Here is an 18418-nt window from a genome sequence, read left to right as displayed (position 1 = left end):
GGGCGACGGCGCGGGCCGGCCGGCGTCCACCGGCCCGGCCGCCCGGACCGAGGGTCGGGTGGGCCCTCGGCCGCGGCTCCTCCCACCTCGCTCCACCGGGGCGCCGCGGCCGTCGCAGCTCGCCGGGGTGCGGCAGCCCCGCCGCCAGCTCGAGGATGGCGCGCATCCTACGCGTGCCCCGGCCGCCGGCCACGACGCGGCGGGTGGCCGGGACTGTGCCCGTCTCCGCCCCGCCCCGGGGCCGTCCGTGACCCGCTCCGACGCGCGGTGCAACACTCGGCTCGTGGCCACCGAGCACCCAGCCGGCGAGAAGGACCGGACCTGGGGGGCCGGTCCGGCCGGCGCCACCCGTGGCGAGCGCGCGGCGCACCTCGAGGCGGCGCCCGCCGGCCTGAGCGAGGCGGAGGCCGCCGAGCGCCTGGGCCGGGTCGGGCTCAACACCTTCGGCACCGAGCGGCGCCACCCGTGGCGCACGCTCGCGTCGAAGCTCACCGGGCCGGTCCCGTACCTGCTCGAGGCGGCCATCGTGCTGGAACTGGCGGCGGGCAAGGTCACCGAGGCGGTCATCATCGGCGCGCTCGTCGTCTTCAACGGCGCGCTCAGCTTCGTGCAGGAGGGCCGTGCCGCCAACGCCCTGCTCCTCCTCCGCAGCCGGCTGGCGGTGCGCGCCAGGGTCCGGCGGGATGGCCACTGGCAGGTGATCGACGCGGAGCGGCTCGTGCCGGGCGACGTCGTCCACATCCGGATGGGCGACATCGTCCCCGCGGATCTGGCCATCGGCTCGGGGGCCGTCTCGGTCGACCAGTCGGTGCTCACCGGCGAGTCCGCCGACGTCGAGGTGACCCCTGGCGGCCGCTGCTACGCCGGCTCGGTCGTGCGCCGCGGCGAGGCGACCGGGGAGGTGACGGCGACCGGTGCTCGCACCTACTTCGGCCGCACCGCCCAGCTGGTCAGCACCGCGAAGACCGCCACCCACCTCGAGGAGACCATCTTTCGCGTCGTCCGGGCGCTGCTCGTCCTCGACGGCGCGCTGGTCGTGGCGATCGTGGCCTACGGCGTCGTGGCCCGCCTGCCGGCAACGGAGCTGCTCCCCTTCGTCCTGATCCTCGTCGTCGCCACCGTTCCGGTGGCACTGCCCGCGACCTTCACGCTCGCCACCTCCGTCGGCGCCCTCCAGCTCGCCAGCGCCGGAGTGCTCGTCACCCGCCTCTCGGCCATCGAGGAGGCGGCCGCGATGGACCTCCTCTGCACCGACAAGACGGGCACCATCACGCAGAATCGCCTGTCGGTCACCGAGGTCCGCCCCTTCGGGGGCCGCAGCGCGGCCGAGGTGCTCGCGCTGGCAGCCGCTGCCTCCGACGAGGCCACCCAGGACCCGATCGACCTCGCCGTGCTCGAGGCAGCGGCCGGCGCGCCACGGGCGGGCCCGCGCAGCCGGTTCGTCCCGTTCGACCCGGCGACGAAGCGTTCCGAGGCGACCCTCGAGGTGGGCGGGCGCGCCCTGCGGGTGCTCAAGGGCGCCCCCGCCGTGCTCGGCGCGCTCGCGCCGGCACCGCCACCGGACCTCGCCGAGGCCGTCGCCTCCCTCGCCTCGCGCGGCGACCGGGTGCTCGCCGTCGCGTCGGGCGCCGAGCGCCTCGAGGTCGCGGGCCTCGTCGCCCTCGGCGACCCGGTGCGACCGGACTCCGCCACGCTCGTGCGGCACCTCGGCGCCCTCGGCATCCGGGTGGTCATGGTGACCGGTGACGCCGCCCCCACGGCCGTGGCCGTGGCCCGCCAGGTCGGCATCGGCGAGCGCCTCGGCTCGGTCGAGGAGCTTCGAGCCCGACGCGGCGGCGAGATCGACTTCGACGTCGTGGCCGGGGTGCTCCCGGAGGACAAGCTCTTGCTGGTGGAACGCGCGCAGCGCGCCCGACACGTGGTCGGTATGACCGGCGACGGCGTCAACGACGCGCCGGCCCTCAAGCGCGCCGAGGTGGGGATCGCGGTCTCGAGTGCCACCGACGTCGCGAAGAGCGCGGCGAGTCTCGTCCTGACGAGCGAGGGGCTGTCGAACGTCGTCGCCGCCGTGGAGACCGGCCGGCGCGTCTACCAGCGCATGCTCACCTACACGGTGAACAAGATCGCGAAGACGTTCCAGGTCTCGCTGTTCCTCGGCCTTGGACTCCTCGTGACCGGGACCTTCGTCACGACGCCGCGTCTCGTGCTCCTGCTCGTGTTCGCCAACGACTTCGTCACCATGTCGCTCGCAACCGATCGCGTCGGCTTCTCGAGCCGTCCGGACCGCTGGCAGGTCCCCGCGCTCTCGGCCGCTGCGCTCGGCATCGCCGTCCCCTGGCTCGCCGTCGCGTTCTGCACCTTCTTCGTCGCGCGCGACGTCGTGGACCTCTCGCTGGCCCCGACGCAGACCCTCGTCTTCGTCATGCTCGTCGCGACCGGACAGGCCACGGTGTACCTGGTGCGCGAGCGCCGCCACCTGTGGGCCTCGCGACCCAGCGCGTGGATGCTCGCCGCCACGGCGGCCGACCTCGTGCTGGTGACGATCTTCGCCGTCCGGGGGATCCTCATGGCCGCCGTCCCCCTCGCCGACGTGGGCGTCCTCCTCGCGGCGGTGCTCGGCGCGACGGTCGTCTTGGACCTCGTGAAGGCACCGCTGCTTCGCCGGATCCGCTCCGACACGGGCACCCGCGCGACAGCGTCGATCCCGAGCTGAGCCGCGCCGCCCTCGCCGGACGGTGGCGCGCCGGCCCGGCCCCTCCCCGGAGCCGGCTCGGCTAGCGCGCCGACGCGGCGGCCCCCGCGATGCGCCCGAGGACCGAGCCCGCCGTGAGGCCGGTGCCGCCCGGGTAGTTGAAGTAGAAGAGACCGCCCACGAGCTCGCCGCACGCGTACAGGCCCGGGATCGGGTCCCCGTCCTCGTCGACCACCTGCGCCCGCTCGTTGACGCGCAGCCCGCCGAAGGTGAACGTGATCCCACACGTCACCGCGTAGGCCTCGAACGGCGGCGTGTCGATCGTGTTCGCCCAGTTCGACTTCGGCACGTCCAGGCCGACCGTGCAGCGCCCGTCGAGGACCGCCGGGTTGAACGGGACGTCGCGGCGCACCGAAGCGTTGTACTGGGCGATGGTCCTGAGGAGCTCGTTGCGGTCGATGCCCTCGATCGCCTGCGCGAGCCCCTCGAGCGTCGGGCTCGTGTACTTCGTCACCTGGCGGATCCGGTACTCGTCGCGCAGCAGGTGCGAGACCTTGGCGTCGAAGATCTGCCAGGCGACCTGGTTCGGCTGCTCGAGGATGATCCGCCCGTACCTCGCGTAGGTGTAGTTGCGGAAGTCGGCGCCCTCGTCCACGAAGCGGCGGCCGTGCGCGTTCACCATGATCCCGAGCGGGTAGCTGTGCTTCTGGAAGTTGTCCCGTACCTTCAGGTCGCCGAACTCGGGCGCGTTGAGGTCCCAGGCGACCGCGTGGCAGCCCGACCAGTTGCCGTAGGGCATGGCGCCGGCCTCGAGCGCCATGCGGATCCCGTCCCCCGTGTTGTGGCGCGTGCCTCGCACGCGCGCGAGCTCCCAGCCGGGGCCGAGGTAGCGGGCCCGCCACTCGGCGTTGGCCTCGAACCCCCCGCACGCGAGGATGACCGCCGGCGCCTCGATCACCTCGGTCCCCAGGCCCCGGCGCACGCGCACGCCACGCACGGCGCGGTCGTCGGTGACGAGCGACGTGGCACGTGCCCCGTAGCGGATCTCCGCACCCGCGGCGCTCGCCGCCCTCGTCAGCGAGTCGATGAGCCCCTCGCCGCCGCCCACGGCCTCCACGGCGAGGCCGCCCCAGAACCGGTACCTGCCGTCGACGAGGAACGCCTGGCGCCCGTAGCTCGGCAGGAAGCGGACGCCCTGCTCCCGCATCCACACGAGCGTCTCGAGGCTGCGATCGACGAGGAGGGCGGCGAGATCGGGGTCCGTCCGGAAGCCCGTCACCTTCCCCATCGTCTCGAAGAAGGCCTCGCGCGGGTACGAGCCGAAGTCGCTCCTCGCGACGTCCTCGTCGGACAGGTCGGGCATGATCCGGCGCAGGTCCTCGACGCCACGGTAGGCGACGCGCATCGCGCCCGTCGTGAACGCCGAGTTCCCGCCGCGCTCGCGATACGGCGCCCGCTCGAGCACGACGACCGAGCGGCCCGCCTGGCGTGCCGCGATCGCGGCGCACAGCGCCGCGTTGCCGCCACCGACCACGACGACGTCCGCGTCAGCCACCGCCTGCCACTCCCGCGAGGTCGGCGCGCGCCCGTTCTGTGCTCATCAGTATTCGTTGGTATACCACAACACGGCGCCGCGCCCGGGCCACACGCGCCACTGAGCGAGCCGGCGAGCACACGACCGTGAGGCGGCGCCGATCCGGGCAGCGGGCGCCGCGGCACCCCTGCCACGGCCCGCTCGGTCGTCTATGCTCTCGTTGCTCACTCGGAGGGAGGCCGCGTGAGACATCACCACACGACCTGCAGGACACCCGCCGACGCTCGTGACGCGACGCGATCGGGCGCCGTGCCCCGGGAACGCGAGCCCTACCGCCTCGGCCAGCCGCTCAGTGTCCAGGCGCTCCTCGACCTGCAGGCGACTGCCGGCAACCGAGTCGCCGTCGCCGCTCTCGGCCGCGCCTGGCCTGGCGGCTCGCCCGCGAGCACCCGCGGGCGCGAGAACCTCGAAGCGCAGCGCCTCTGCGTCCAGCGCCACGCCATCGCGCCGCAGCGAGACTCCGGCGAGGAGGACGAGGAGGAGGGCAGCGGCCAGACGCGCCGGGCGCAGCGCCTGCCCCTCCAGCGCCTCGGCGCCCTCGCCGTCCAGCGGGAGAACTGGCTGAAGAAGCAGTGGAACAAGTACCGCCACCCCAAGACCGGCGCGTTCAACATTCGGCGCGGCGAGGCCTTGCCGAGTGACAAGGAGATGGCGTCCAAGACCTTCGAGGAGCACTGGAAGGCACAGCACGGCGACAAGATGCTGTACGAGGTCGCGCAGACGCGAGAGCTGCAGGTCGCGCTGCAGATCCTCTCCGACCCGGCCCGCGTGAACAAGCTGCGCGACGAGGTCGCGGAGAGCTACAAGCTGCAGAAGAAGGAGGACCCGCCGACCGAAGAGGACCTCCAGGAATTCTGGCAGGCGGCGGGCTACGCCGTCGCGGGCGCGAAGGACCTCGTGGACGCGAACAGGACGTTCATCAAGCTGGCCAAGGGCAACTCGAGGAGCAAGGCCCTCATGGCGCTGTGGAACGCGTTCAGCCCCCTCGTCTCCGAGGGGGTCGCCGAGAACCTTCGTCAGGACCCCTCCGTCGGCCCCGACCGGGAGTTCATCACGAAGGAACTGACCTTCGGCGCGGCTGCGCAGGGCTTCCTCGACAAGCGGAAGAACGTCAAGCTGGAGGCCGCCTACGTCCCACGCGAGGACATCCCGAAGTTCGCCGCCGCCCTAAAGAAGATGCCGACGGTCGAGTTCATCTTGAGCGGTGGCGGCGCTGAGCAGCACCAGCCGCGAGAGGGCGAGGCGCGAAGGGAGTGGAAGGGTGGCGGGCGGCTCGTCGACGGCATCGAGGAGGTGGACGATGCCGTGATCAAGTGGCTCTCGAAGCGCCGCCTGAAGAGCCGCAAGTTCCGCCGAAGGGTTGACCGGGCGGACGACTGGACGCGGGCCTTCCTCTCGGCGGAGATGATCGCCCGCATCCCCCGGCCGAAGGTGATCGTGCACTCGAAGCCGTCTCCCTCGTTCCGAGCGAACGGCGGAGGAGGCCTCATCAACGTCGCCTACAACGAGGCGACGAACGTCATCGCGCACGAGATCGGCCACGTCCTCGAGGAGCACCTGCCGATGCGCACGTGGCACGACATCCACCTCCTGCTCGGCACTCGCCACGCCGAGGCCGGAGGCGGACCGGCCCGCTCCGGCGAGAACATCGTTACGAAGTACACCGAGGGGCGCTGGGGCGGCAAGTACGTGACCGGCCGTTACACCTCGACCGCCTACCGGTCCGGCAATGCCGAGGTCGTCTCCATGGCGCTCGAGTTCTTCTCCAAGCCCGCCGACGCGCTCAAGCTCATCGAGGGCGACCCGCTGCACGCGGCGATCGTCCTGCGGGGGTTCAAGCCCGAGGAGTACGCGGCAACCGACGCGCTCCGTCCCTTCGACCGCTACCTCCCCCACGAGTAGCGCGTGGGGGAGCTCCTCGAATCCGTCGCCCGCTTCTTCGAAGACGACGGCTGGGCCTACTCGCGCCTCGGCAACGACATGCTCCGAGCACCGTGCACCGGCGAGCACGGGGAGTGGATCTGCTACGCGCGGGCGCTCGAGGACCCACCGGCGCTCATCGTGTACTCCTCCTGCCCGTTCGCGATCCCGGAGGACCGTCGCCTCGAGATGGCCGAGCTGCTGTGCCGCGCGAACTGGGGGCTCATGCTCGGTGCGTTCGAGATGGACCTCGCCGACGGCGAGCTCCGCTACCGCACCGGGCAGGCCATGCCCGAGGGCGGGTTCGCTCCCGCGCACCTCGGGAAGGTCATCTACGAGAACGTCCTCGCGATGGACCGGTACCTGCCGGCCATCGAGGCGGTGGCCTGGCTCGGGTCCGACGCCAAGTCGGCCGTCGCCGCGGTGGAGCGCGAGGACGGCTAACCGGGATCGACCACCTCGCTCGTTGAGTGAGTGAGGCAGCACTGGAGTCGGCAGACCTCGAGTTCTACGGCTAGATCGTGCGCCTGCTCGCCGCTCGAGCGGCGAGCCATCCGATCAGCCCGGCGTCGCCTCCCTCTCGAGCGCGGCGCGAAGCTCGCGTGCGCGCGCCCGCAGCCGCCGCTTCTTCTCGGCCCGCTCGGCTCGGAACGCCTGTACGCGCGCGAGCGTCTCGTCGAGGCGGGCGAGCAGCCGGTCGTTGGCCTCGAGCGCCTCGCCGAGCAGCTCGAGGAGGACCTCCGGCCGGGCGCTCGAGCGGTAGGCGAAGCGGAGCCGGTCCAGCACGTCGTCCGTCTCGAGGACGGCCCGGATCTCGGCCAGGGAGAAGCCGAGCAGGTCCTGGAGCTCCCTGATGCGCCTGGCACGCGCCACGTCGGCGTCGGAGTAGAGCCGCTCGCCCCCCTCGCGCCTGCCGCTCGGCGTGATGAGGCCGATCTCCTGCCAGTAGCGCAGCGTGCGCGTCGTCACGCCGCAGGCGCGCGCGGCCTCGCCGATGCGCAGCGTGCCGGGCGCAGCTGCCGGCCCCCGTGGGCCGGCAACGGCTGCTGGCCTCGACACCGCCTCAGACCCCCCCATCCGCCGGTGCGACCCCGTACCTGCCGTCGGGAGCAGAAGGCTCGACCTCATGGTAGACGTAGCGACCGCCGCGCAGCCACGAGGCCGCCGCGGCCACGAGGCAGGCGCCGGCCGCGAAGGCGAACGAGACGCGCAGCCCGCGGCGGAAGGGTGCGGCGATCAGCCTGGGGAAGAACGAGTGAGCCTCGAGCGCGGCGCTGGCGTGCGCGGGCAGGTGTGCCAGGACGGCGCTGCCGAGCAGGTGCTTCACCGGGTCGTAGCCGAGGAAGGCCGCGAACAGCGTGGAGACCGGCGGGAGGTGCGCCGCTGCCGAGGCGGCCGCGGCCGGCACGCCCTCGGCGCGCAGCCCGTGCTCGAGGGCGGCCGGCAGCGACGAGGCGAGGCCGACGATCATGAGCGTGAAGAAGATCCCGATCGACAGCACCTGGGCCGAGTTCTGGAAGGTCGAGTTCATGCCCGCTCCGACGCCGCGATGGCGGGCGGGGAGGCTGTTCATCACGCCGGCCCGGTTCGGCGAGGCGAACGCGCCCATCGCGAGCCCGTTCAAGAAGAGGAGCAGCGCGAAGGGAGCGTAGGAGAAGTTGACGGGCAGCACCTCGAGCAGCCCGAAGGAGGCCGCGGCGGCGAGCATCCCGCCCGAGGCGAACGGGCGGGACCCGTAGCGGTCCGAGAGGATGCCGGAGACCGGCCCGGCGACGATGAATCCGGCCGTGAGCGGCAGCATGTAGATCCCGGCCCACAACGGGGTGCGCGCGAAGTCGTAGCCGTGGCGGGGAAGCCAGATCCCCTGCAGCCAGATGATGAGCATGAACATGAGGCCGCCCCGTCCGATGGCGGCGAGCAGCGTCGACAGGCTGCCGGCGGTGAAGGCTCGGATCCGGAAGAGCGCCAGACGAAACATCGGCTCGGCGACGCGCAGCTCGACGACGCAGAAGACCCCGAGCAGCACCGCCCCGCCGACGAGGCAGCCGAGGACGAACGGGCTCGTCCAGCCCATCGACGAGTGGCCGTAGGGCTGGATGCCGTAGGTGATCCCGACCATGATCCCGACGAGCGCCAGCGCGAAGAGCGCGTTGCCCGCCCAGTCGATGCGGGGCTTCTCCCGGGGCGGCCCTACCTCGCGCAGCTTCAGGTAGGCCCAGACGGTGCCGAAGAGGCCGATCGGCACCGAGACGAGGAAGATCAGCCGCCACTCGATCGGCGCCAGGATCCCGCCGACCACGAGGCCGATGAACGAGCCGGCGAGCCCCGCGATCTGGTTGATGCCGAGGGCCAGGCCGCGCTGGTTCTCCGGGAAGGCGTCGGTCAGGATCGCAGCCGAGTTGGCGACGAGGAAGGCCGCGCCGACGCCCTGGAAGACGCGCATCACGACGAGCCAGATCGCGGCCGCCCGACCGGACATCCACGTCACGGTGAGCAGCAGCGAGAAGAAGGTATAGATCGCGAAGCCGAGGTTGTACATCCGGACGCGGCCGAACAGATCGCCGAGGCGCCCGAGACCGACGACGAGGACGCTCGAGACGATCATGAAGCTGAGGATCATCCACAGCAGGTAGAAGCTGTTGCCCGGCTGCAGCGGGTTGATACGGATGCCGCGGAAGATGTCCGGGAGGGCGATCAGCATGATCGTCGAGTCGAGCACCGCCATGAGCACCCCGAGCGTCGTGTTCGAGAGCGCCACCCACTTGTAGCGGTCGTCGACGGCTCGCATGCTCGGCGCTGCCGCGCGCGCCGGTAGCTCCGGACTGGTGCGCCTCAGCTCGGTCTCACGCATGCGCTGCCCACCTTAGCCTCTTGTTTACGTGAACGTGAAGTGCGCCCAGCGCGTCGGCAGCGCACCGCTCCGGCGCGCGCACCGCGAGGTCACGCGCCGCGTGCAGGCACGACGACGGCCTGCCACGCCCCGACGCGCGCCCCGACGGCGCGGCCGGCACGCTCGACACCAGCCGGGCGCACTCGGTGGTGGCTCCGCCAACCGCGACGAGCGCTCGTCGGGCGCGGGCTCCGCCGAGCCGTCCGCCGCCGAGGAGCAACCGGAGGCGAGCAGCGTCGCGCGCCAAGCACGCGACGCCGACGAGGCAGAGGCGGCCGGCTGCCCGGAGGTCGGGATCAGCCGAGCGGCGCCGACTCGGTCCAGCTGGGGGCGTGGTGCCCGAGCGCGACGTCAGGGTGCACCCCTTCGACCACCTCGAGGTTGCGGCCGATGCGTTGCAGCCGCTCGATCAGCTCCCGGCGCGTAGCGTCGTCGAGCCCCCGGCACAGCTCCCGCTCGAAGGCCATGGCCCGGCCGGCCGCGTGCGCCGCGAGGTCCCGGCCCGCGGCGGTCAGGTGCAAGGTGCGCGCGCGGCGGTCCCCGGGAGGCACGCGCCGCTCCACCAGTCCGCGTTCCTCGAGGTAGTCGACCACCGACACCATGCTGCTCGCCGGGATGCGCAGGCGCTCGACGAGGACGCTCTGGGACTGGCCCTCGTTGGCCTCGATCGCCCGCAGAAGGGCGAAGTGGCGCGGCTCGAGGTCCACCTCGGCCATGACGGCCCGGAACCGCCGGGCCACCACGTAGCCGAGCTGGGAGAGGAGGAAGCCCACGGAGTCGCCGAACGGGGGGGGCATCGGGCCAGCGCTCCGCCCCTCCTTGGGCCCCTGCGCCTCCTCGGGCGTCGAGCGGGCGACCTCAGGTCCTCGTCCGGAAGCGATGACACGATCCTACTTCACAAGAGGAACGAGTCGATGTAGAATTATTCCTTACCGAACGATCCTGATCCGAATGGAGGCCCCGTGCCCGTCCTCGCCGAGCCCCCCAGCTCCCCCGCCATCGGTACCGGGAGCGCCCTCCGGCAGGAAGGACCGGAGCTCGGGCCCACCGGCCGACTCGCCTCCTGGGTGGTGCGCCACCGCGCCGTCGTCCTCGCGTTCTGGGCTGCGATCTTCGCGGCCGGCGCGCTGGCTGCCAGCAAGGTGCCAGCGCGGCTCACGGTGGACTTCTCCCTGCCGGGCCAGCCGGGCTACGAGACCGCGCAGCGGATCCTGCGCACCTACGGAACCGAGTCCGACCCGGCCATCCTCGTGGTGCGCGCCCCAGCCGGCCAGACGATCGCCGCCGACCACGGTGCCGTCGCCCGCGCCTTCGAACGGGTTCGGGCCGAGGAGCCGAGCGTGCGCATCGTCGACTACGCCGTCACCCACGACTCCGCCTTCCTCACCTCGGACGGTCGCGCCACCTGGGCCTACCTCCTCGCTCCCCCGACGAACAGCCTCGCCGGCACCGGCCTCGCGGCCAGGGCCGAGGGGCAGCTCCGGCGCGCCCTCCCCGGCTACGGGGTCGGCCTCACGGGCATCGACCAGCTGGCCGCGGGTGCTGCACCGAAGGGCCCGGGGGTCTTCGCCGAGACGATGCTCGGCGGCCTCGGCGCGCTCGCGGTGCTCGCCTTCGTCTTCGCCTCGCTGCTCGCCCTCGTTCCCCTCCTCGTTGCGGCCGTGTCGATCCTGGCCACCTTCCTCGCGGTCCTCGTGCTCACCTACGTCACCGACGTCTCCTTCATCGTCGAGTTCCTGGTCGCGCTGATCGGGCTCGGGATCGCCATCGACTACTCGCTCCTCTTCGTGACCCGCTGGCGCGAGGAGCGGGCGAGGGGGCTCGACACCACGGACGCCGTCCTCGCGGCCGCCGACACCGCGGGCCGCGCGGTGGTGCTGTCGGGCCTGACGGTGGCCGTCGGCCTCGCCGCGCTCGCGGTCCTGCCGGTGCCGGGGCTGCGCAGCACCGGCATCGGCGGCATGCTCATCCCCCTCGTGTCCGTCGTGGTCGTCGACACCTTGCTGCCGGCGCTGCTCGCCGGGCCAGGTGCGAAGCTCGACTGGCCACGCATCCGCCGGGAGGACCGGGCCAGCCGGTGGTGGAACCGCTGGGCGGCCCTCGTCGCTCGGCGGCGCTGGTGGGCCACGGGCGTCGCCGTGGCGGCCCTCGCCATCGCCGTGGTGCCCGTCTTCTCGCTCACGGTCGGCCAGACATCGGCGGCCGCCGAGGCCCACACCGGTGCCGCCCACGACGCCTACGAGCTGCTGCTCGCCGGCAGGGTCCCCGAGGGCGTGCTCACCCCGATGGAGGTGCTCACCACGGAGGCGGCCGGGCCGGCCGTCCTCGCCCGCCTCCGCCGGGTACCGGGCATCCGCAGCGTGACGATCCCCGCGGGCCCGACCGGCAACCGTGGCGGCACCTCGGACGCGATCGTGATCCCCGACGTCGAGACGGTGAACAACGCCACCCTCGCCCCGGTGCGCGCCACCGAGGCTGCCCTGCGCGCTGTGCCGGGCGTGCTCGGCGTGAGCGGGCTCGGCCCGATCCAGCAGGACTACGTCCGTGCCGTGTTCGGCAGCTTCCCCCTCATGTTCGCCCTGATCGCGGTGGTGACCTTCCTCCTCCTGGCTCGGGCCTTCCGCTCGCTTTTGCTCGGGATCAAGGCGGTCCTGCTCAACGTGGTCTCGATGGCGGCCACCTTCGGCCTCATGACGTGGTTCTGGCAGGAGGGCCACGGCTCGTCGGCGATCTTCTCCATCCCCGCCACCGGCGCCATCACCTTCTGGGTGCCGCTCATGATCTTCGCCTTCCTCTTCGGGCTGTCGATGGACTACGAGGTCTTCATCCTCACCAGGGTGCGCGAGGAGTACGACCGGCTCGGGGCCACCGACGCCGCGGTCGTGGAGGGCCTCGGGCGCACCGGCCGCCTCGTCACGAGCGCGGCGCTCATCTTGTTCCTCGCCTTCGCGTCGCTCGCCTCGGCGCCCGACACGGACATCAAGGTGCTGGCCACCGGTCTCGGCGCCGGGATCCTGCTCGACGCCACGGTCGTGCGAGGGCTCCTCCTGCCCGCCCTCGTCTCGGTGCTCGGCCGGTGGAACTGGTGGCTGCCGCGGCCTGTCGCCCGCGCCCTCCTCGTCCGGCGACGCCGGGGCGCACCTCGCGAACGCGAGCCGCTCGCCACCGACGCGCTCGTTTCCCTCTAGCGTCGCGAGACGATGCACACGGCGACTGGACTCAGCCGGCCCCGCGCCGATGCGCCCGGGCCGGTGCACCGGCGGGCTCGAGCGGCACGCGCCGAAGGCCGCGCGCCGGCGATGCCGTGGCGCGACGGGGGCGCACGATGAGCGCGGACCGTTGGCGGGGGGAGGGGGGCGCCTGGGACGGGCCGGCCATCTACGTCGAGGGCGTCCACAAGTCCTTCGGGGAGGTCCACGCCCTGCGCGGCATCGACCTCGTCGTCGACCGGGGAAGGGTGCTCGGGCTGCTCGGGCCGAACGGCGCAGGCAAGACCACCGTCGTCAAGATCCTCACGACGCTGCTCGCACCCGATCGCGGCCGGGCGCTCGTCGAGGGCCGCGACGTCGTGCGCTCGCCGGCCGCGGTACGCGAGATCATCGGCCTCGCGGGCCAGTCCGCGGCCATCCAGGAGGAGCTGACCGGCCGCGAGAACCTCGAGATCATGGGCCGCCTCTACCACCTCGATCCGGCCACCTTGCGGCGACGAGCCGGCGAGCTTCTCGAGCGCTTCGAACTCACCGATGCCGCCGACCGGCCGGCGAGGGGCTACTCGGGCGGCATGCAGCGCCGCCTCGACCTGGCGCTGAGCCTGGTGGCCCGGCCGCAGGTGCTCTTCCTCGACGAGCCCACCACTGGCCTCGACCCCCGCAGCCGCCTCGGCATGTGGCAGGTGATCCGCGAGCTGGTCTCGGGCGGGACCACGCTGCTGCTCACGACCCAGTACCTCGAGGAGGCTGACGAGCTGGCCGACGAGATCGTCGTCGTCGACCATGGCCAGGTGATCGCCGCCGGGACGGCGAGCGAGCTCAAGGACCGCATCGGCGGCGACATCCTCGAGCTCACCGTGGTGGAGCGCCAGCGCCTCGGCGAGGCGGCCGAGGCGCTGCGCCCGCTGTCGGACGCAGACCCCACCGCCGATGCCGAGGCTGGCCAGCTTCGCCTGCGGGTGGGCCAGGACGGCTCGAGAGCCCTCGTCGAGACGGTGCGCCGGCTCGATGCCCTCGGCATCCACACCGAGGGGCTCGGCATCCGCCGCCCGTCGCTCGACGACGTCTTCCTGGCCCTCACCGGCCACGGCGCGGCCGAGCCGGAGCCCGCGGCGTCACGGGGCGCTCGCCGGGCTGCCCGGCGCAGCGGGGAGCAGCGATGACCACGACGAGCGCCTCGGACCTCGTGGCCCTGGAGATCCCGGGCGCGCCGCTCGCCCGCCGGCTCCGGCTCGGCCTGGTCGACTCGGCCACGCTCACGCGACGCGAGCTGATCATCTGGCTCCGCAATCCGGCCTTCCTCTTCTTCACGATCATCCAGCCCGTGATGTTCGTCCTGCTCTTCCGCTACGTGTTCGGCGGCGCCATTCCCGTCCCGGTCCCAGGGGGCTACGTGAGCTTCCTCCTGCCCGGGATCGTCGCCCAGTCGGCCGCCTTCGCCTCCTTCGGTACGGCGATCTCGCTTGCCCGCCAGCTGCAGCGAGGCGTGATCGACCGCTTCCGGGCCATGCCCATCGCGCGCTCGGCGGTCCTCGTCGGACGGCTCATGGCAGACACCCTGCGCCTCGCCGTCACCGTGCTCGTGATCCTCGCCGTCGGCTACGCCGTGGGCTTCCGCTTCCACGACGGCGTCGTGCCGGCGGTGCTGATGGTCGTGCTCGGGGTCGTCTTCGGCGCGGTGATCTGCACCATCAGCGCCTTCGTGGGGCTCGCCATCAAGGACGAGGAGTCGGTGGGCTCCTTCGGGCTCGTGTGGCTGTTCCCGCTCACCTTCGTGAGCTCAGCCTTCGTCCCCGTCCCGTCGATGCCGGGGTGGCTGCAGGCCTTCGCGAAGAACCAGCCGGTCACTATCGTCATCGACGAGATGCGCTCGCTCGCGCTCGGCGGTCCCCTCGAGCTCCACGCCTGGCAGAGCGCCGTGTGGCTGGCCGGGATCGCGGCGGTCTTCGTCCCTCTGGCCGTACGCGCCTATCGGCGGGCCACCTGAACCTGCTGGCGCAGGAGGCAGCTGCTCTGCACCTGCCTCGCCGCCGGTGATGTCCGACCGTCCTATCACCCTGCTGCGAAACCTGCAGGTAGAAGAACCGCCAACGAGTGTCGTGCCGATGCGATCCTTGTTGCCTTGCGTCGTCCGAAGCGTGAGGCCACGGACCATCGGCAACTCGCCGAGCCCAGGGTCGCGCAGGACCTCACGTGTCGAGGCATGGTCTCGGGTCCGCTCGTAGTGGTGCCGGCCGCCCCAGGACGAGACCTGTGAGCCCTCGCCGACGTCGACCATGTCGGAGATTGCGACCACTCTTGTTGGCGCAATCGAACGCGTAGAGCTTCGAGGACGGCTCGGGCGAGTGGTTTGCCACGAGGCAGGACGGCACCGATTCCATCGCTTCGACGAGCCGTCTCCCGCCGGCCACAGACTGGACCGCCGTGCCGGTACGATGCCGTTTCCGGAGATGGTCGAGCACGGACGCGGCACCGAACGTGCGCAAGCCAACGGACTAGGGCTCGGTCCTTGCCAGGACCTCGAGAACCCCGAGGGCTCCACCACGCGCGAGATCAAGCGCACGGCGCCGTCGAGAGCCTCGCGGGTGGGCTGGTCCTCGCGCCCGAAGGAGTAGACGAGCGCGGCCTACGGCTGGCCACGCGCGTCACGGCGTTGTGGGTGAGCGGCAATCGGGACAGACCGAATTCGCCTTGTCCTTGCGGGCGATGGCCTACAATTACACGCCTGTAATTCCATCCATGCAAGACAGCTCAGACCGCGCATCGAGACCAAGTCGTGTGCCAACGCTCTCAGCGTCGTGGATCCCTGGTCGGTATTTGACCACGGCATCGCTGCTGCCGTGTGTGTTTACTGGACCGGCAACGTTCGACGTCGGGCTTTCTGTCCGTCTTCGACCGGACATCAATGGTTAGCGCGGCCTTACGGTGACGCGTGAGAGGGGGTGCGGCCCTGGCGCACTCGGCCAGCTCCTTCAACATCTCCGCTGGCTCCTAGAGCTACCACAGAAACCGAACGTCCCATCCGGCGAGCGATCGGCCATCGACGCTGATACAGCGGCTGCGTAGCATCACGCCGGAGCCTGCGTCCGAGGCCGTGTACGCCAACGCTCAGGCGCCACCGGGGCGTGCAAGAAGGGAGGAGGGCATGGAGGCTCTCAGGTTCGATGACCTGTTCGCCGCGATCGAGGGATCCGCTGCCGCGTTTCGCTGCCGCCGTCGGCTCCAGCCTGCCGGGGGTCCGGGGGACAAGGTGTTCCCTCCCACGTTCGCCGGCGGCGACTACGCATTCGAGAAGCGCGTCGTTCCCGGGCGCGACCAGCCGGTGGACTGCGTCCTGATGGACAGCGTGCAGAGCCAAGCCAACCGCATGGAGCTGGCACTCCAAGAGGCCTGCGACGCGGGTGCGATCGCGTTGCCACTCCTGGTCGTCGACTTCTCTGACTACGACCCAGTTGACAATTCCGCCGGCGACGGGGCGGGCGACCGACTCATCGAATCGGTCGGGCGGTTGACAAGCCTTGAGGTGCCACACCGGCTCGCCGACGCGATTCTACGCGACAGCGAGCTCGCAGGCGTGAGGTTTCGGCACTCCATAGTAGGGAAGGCTCTCAACTCGGTGCGGGTGTCGAACGCGACGGCCCTGTTCGAGCTGTGCCCAACGGCCCTCGTGTTCGGGATGTGGGACTCGACGGGCCCGAAGGGCGGTCTCGGGCCGAAGTTCGAGCGGGCGCTCGTCTCCGAAATGGTGGGGGTCGGCGCGGTATGGGAGGACACGTTCCGGTCCCGTGGCCTTCGGCGCGATCCGCTCGAGATCAGCAAGGTAGTCAGCGTCGTTCGCGGCGAGGATAGATCCCTCCTTCGGGTCGCGGCCGCAAAGGAGAGTGGAGCGGTCCGCCCGTCAGAGATCAACCACTCGAATGTGCCGTTCGACGTACGGAACTCCGGGCTCACGGTTGAGTGGGTCGAACAGACGACAACCCTGTCGCTCATCTGCCTCCGTCGCCTCCGGTTCCCCCTTGACGGCCGGACCGACGCCGCGATCGACGCACGCGCCCGCGCCGTGCTCGCTGCGCTCGGACTAGCCGCGGCGACGCTCGCCTTCGAGGCCGGCGTCGACCTCCGGTCGCGATGCGTACTGTGGCCCGAGGGGGCGATGGTCTGGGAACTGCTCGAGCGGCCGGGCGAGACACCACGCTCCTTCGCCCTGTCCCCGACGAGCGCGATCTCGCTCTTGGGCGAAGCTGTCGCCGCCGCGCGCGCGGTCGGCCTGCCGTGGAACACCGAGCCGATCGTGCTCAAGCCGTCGGCCGAGCTCGTGAAGCTCGTCCGCTTAAGCCAGCTTGAGGCCGCGCGGGAATCGGTCGAGGCATTGTGACGTGCTCGCGCTCGGAATTCGCTATCTGAACGGGTTCGTTGCCGCCACCGAGCCCGATGGCCGCGGACAGCCTGAATGGCCCCCCCATCCGGCGCGGGTGTTCATGGCGCTCGCCGCAGCCTACTTCCAGACCGGTGAGCATGTCGGTGAACGAGACGCGCTGCGGTGGCTCGAATCGTTACCTGCGCCGGCTCTCTCGGCTCGGGGGGCGATGCCACGCAAGACCGTCACACAGTTCGTGCCGGTGAACGACAAGGCGGGCGAGGTCACCAAGCCGCCGACAGCGATAATCCAGTCCGCACCGCAGGTGACTCGAGACCGCCAGCCTCGCACCTTCGCACGGGCCTGGCTTGAGGACGAGACCGCTTACCTCATCTGGCCCGCCACGGAGGTTCCGGCGACGATCGCAAGTGACCTCTCCAAACTCTGCGCCAAGGTCAGCCGGATCGGGCACTCGACGTCGCTTGTCCACATGTGGGTGGCAGAGGCTGACGAGGTAGGCTTCCCGAACTGGATCCCCGACGACGAGCGTGCGGAGATCCACCTTCGCGTCGTTGGATCCGGGACACTTGCGGACCTTGAGCGTCGGTACAACGCCACGGCGGTCGATGCCTACGGCGAGCTGCTCCTCGCTGCCGAAGACGTGGTCGATCGTTCTCGAGCCCGCTCCGCCCGCGAACGCCTCCGCGACGAGTTCGGGAACCTGCCGCCATCGCAGCACCGGCCGCAGGTGTCCTGCTACCAGGGGTACGCGCGAGCCGAGATCACCATGCCGGCGCGGGAGGTGCCCGGGGGCGACTTCAGCCCGCACCCGATCGTCTTCGGACTTGAGTGGCGACATGGGCCGCTCGCTGCTCTCGGCCTTCCGGCGGCTCTCCAGGTCGTGAGCCGGTGGCGCGAGGCTCTCGTCGCCGCAAGCGAAAGGGCTTCCGAGCGCGTTCGCGCGCTCGTGAGCGGCCACGGGGCCACTGGGGCGCCGCTTGAGGAAGCTCACCTCGCGCTCGTCCCCCTCGCGTTCGTTGGACATGCCCACGCGGATGGTCATCTCCTCGGCCTGGGCGCGTTCCTCCCGGCATGTCTCGACGGCACCGAACGACGGGAAGTCCTGCGCGTCCTTGGCCAGGTCGAGGAGCTGCGCCTCGGGCGCCTTGGAGTATGGGGCCTCACTCGGGACATGTCCGATCGACCGGCCTGGAACCTCCAGCCGAACGCGTGGACCGCCTATCCCGACGGCGCAACCCACTGGTCGAGCGTGACCCCTGTCGCTTTCGATCGCCACCCGAAGGCCCGGGACCCGTTCTCCTACCGCCAGCAGGTGGCGGAAATGGTCGCGGCCGCTTGCACCGCGATCGGCCTACCGCGCCCACGGGAGGTCGTGACGACGCCGGCTAGCGCGCATCTCGGCGTTCCGTTTGCACACGCGTTTCCACGGCTCACCCGCAAGGACGGTACAGAGCGCCGACATACGCACGTGATCGTCATCTTCGAGGAGCCCGTGCGCGGGCCGGTCATGCTCGGTGCTGGCCGATATCGCGGGTACGGCCTGTGTCGCCCGATGGAGGAGCGGTGAGGAGGGCGAACTTCCCGAGGGCGCTACAAGATCTGCAACCGGACGGCGCGAGCGCGCCGATGCGAAGTGAGCGATGGACTGCGCACGAGCCAGCCGGTCTCAGCCGGTTCCTGATTACCGGGCAGTGTCGATCCCCTGACCGAGGGGTCGTCCACCAGTACATGGTCC

The 18418-nt window shown here is 71.4% G+C and carries 12 protein-coding genes; 8 read left to right on the top strand and 4 right to left on the bottom strand.

The genetic code is table 11. The features are described 5' to 3' along the window. Positions 1-283: 283 nt before the first annotated feature. Complete coding sequence (locus tag VKV23_09255) at positions 284-2713, top strand: plasma-membrane proton-efflux P-type ATPase (protein HLI16221.1); 2430 nt, start codon at positions 284-286, stop codon at positions 2711-2713. A gap of 61 nt (positions 2714-2774) precedes the next feature. Here VKV23_09255 and tcuA read toward each other — a convergent pair whose 3' ends face one another. Then, positions 2775-4247, bottom strand: coding sequence for an FAD-dependent tricarballylate dehydrogenase TcuA (gene tcuA, locus VKV23_09250; GenBank protein HLI16220.1), 1473 nt, complete (start codon positions 4245-4247; stop codon positions 2775-2777). Positions 4248-4535: 288 nt separating this feature from the next. Between tcuA and VKV23_09245 the strand changes: the two genes are divergently transcribed. Further along, positions 4536-6188, top strand: a complete 1653-nt coding sequence (locus VKV23_09245) for a hypothetical protein (protein ID HLI16219.1) — start codon at positions 4536-4538, stop codon at positions 6186-6188. A gap of 3 nt (positions 6189-6191) precedes the next feature. Beyond that, entirely contained in the window at positions 6192-6650 is a 459-nt protein-coding gene (locus VKV23_09240; GenBank protein HLI16218.1) for a YbjN domain-containing protein, read from the top strand. Between the two features lie 114 nt (positions 6651-6764). Here the strand turns inward: VKV23_09240 and VKV23_09235 are convergent, their stop codons facing one another. From VKV23_09235 to VKV23_09225, 3 genes are all read right to left on the bottom strand, one after another. Continuing rightward, the gene (locus VKV23_09235) at positions 6765-7283 is read right to left on the bottom strand and encodes a MerR family transcriptional regulator (protein HLI16217.1); all 519 of its coding nucleotides are present in this window, start codon (positions 7281-7283) and stop codon (positions 6765-6767) included. Next, the gene (locus tag VKV23_09230; GenBank protein ID HLI16216.1) at positions 7270-9057 is read right to left on the bottom strand and encodes an MFS transporter; all 1788 of its coding nucleotides are present in this window, start codon (positions 9055-9057) and stop codon (positions 7270-7272) included. Before VKV23_09230 ends, VKV23_09235 begins: the two co-directional genes overlap by 14 nt. Positions 9058-9392: 335 nt before the next feature. Continuing rightward, positions 9393-9893, bottom strand: a complete 501-nt coding sequence (locus VKV23_09225) for a MarR family winged helix-turn-helix transcriptional regulator (GenBank protein ID HLI16215.1) — start codon at positions 9891-9893, stop codon at positions 9393-9395. Between the two features lie 273 nt (positions 9894-10166). Here VKV23_09225 and VKV23_09220 point away from each other — a divergent pair, with 273 nt between their 5' ends. The 5 genes from VKV23_09220 (at position 10167) to csb2 (ending at position 18250) form a co-directional block, all read left to right on the top strand. Continuing rightward, positions 10167-12284 (top strand): MMPL family transporter, encoded by a 2118-nt coding sequence (locus tag VKV23_09220; GenBank protein HLI16214.1) that lies wholly within the window; start codon positions 10167-10169, stop codon positions 12282-12284. Positions 12285-12421: 137 nt separating this feature from the next. Then, entirely contained in the window at positions 12422-13468 is a 1047-nt protein-coding gene (locus VKV23_09215) for an ATP-binding cassette domain-containing protein (protein HLI16213.1), read from the top strand. Further along, complete coding sequence (locus tag VKV23_09210; protein HLI16212.1) at positions 13465-14292, top strand: ABC transporter permease; 828 nt, start codon at positions 13465-13467, stop codon at positions 14290-14292. Before VKV23_09215 ends, VKV23_09210 begins: the two co-directional genes overlap by 4 nt. Positions 14293-15450: 1158 nt before the next feature. Beyond that, the gene (gene cas7u / locus VKV23_09205) at positions 15451-16680 is read left to right on the top strand and encodes a type I-U CRISPR-associated RAMP protein Csb1/Cas7u (GenBank protein HLI16211.1); all 1230 of its coding nucleotides are present in this window, start codon (positions 15451-15453) and stop codon (positions 16678-16680) included. Position 16681: 1 nt separating this feature from the next. Then, the gene (csb2, locus tag VKV23_09200) at positions 16682-18250 is read left to right on the top strand and encodes a type I-U CRISPR-associated protein Csb2 (GenBank protein HLI16210.1); all 1569 of its coding nucleotides are present in this window, start codon (positions 16682-16684) and stop codon (positions 18248-18250) included. The last annotated feature ends 168 nt before the right edge of the window (positions 18251-18418 follow it).

It is taken from the genome of Acidimicrobiales bacterium, assembly GCA_035294085.1.
Taxonomy (GTDB): domain Bacteria; phylum Actinomycetota; class Acidimicrobiia; order Acidimicrobiales; family Bog-793; genus DATGLP01.
The sequence above is the reverse complement of the archived record's forward strand: the minus strand, read 5'-3'. Positions and strand labels throughout refer to the sequence as shown.

Coding starts and splice junctions, on each gene's coding strand:
- VKV23_09235 (HLI16217.1), bottom strand. CDS start 7,283: ATGGGGGGGTCTGAGGCGGTGTCGAGGCCAGCAGCCGTTGCCGGCCCA.
- VKV23_09230 (HLI16216.1), bottom strand. CDS start 9,057: ATGCGTGAGACCGAGCTGAGGCGCACCAGTCCGGAGCTACCGGCGCGC.
- VKV23_09225 (HLI16215.1), bottom strand. CDS start 9,893: ATGCCCCCCCCGTTCGGCGACTCCGTGGGCTTCCTCCTCTCCCAGCTC.
- VKV23_09215 (HLI16213.1), top strand. CDS start 12,422: ATGAGCGCGGACCGTTGGCGGGGGGAGGGGGGCGCCTGGGACGGGCCG.
- VKV23_09210 (HLI16212.1), top strand. CDS start 13,465: ATGACCACGACGAGCGCCTCGGACCTCGTGGCCCTGGAGATCCCGGGC.
- cas7u (HLI16211.1), top strand. CDS start 15,451: ATGGAGGCTCTCAGGTTCGATGACCTGTTCGCCGCGATCGAGGGATCC.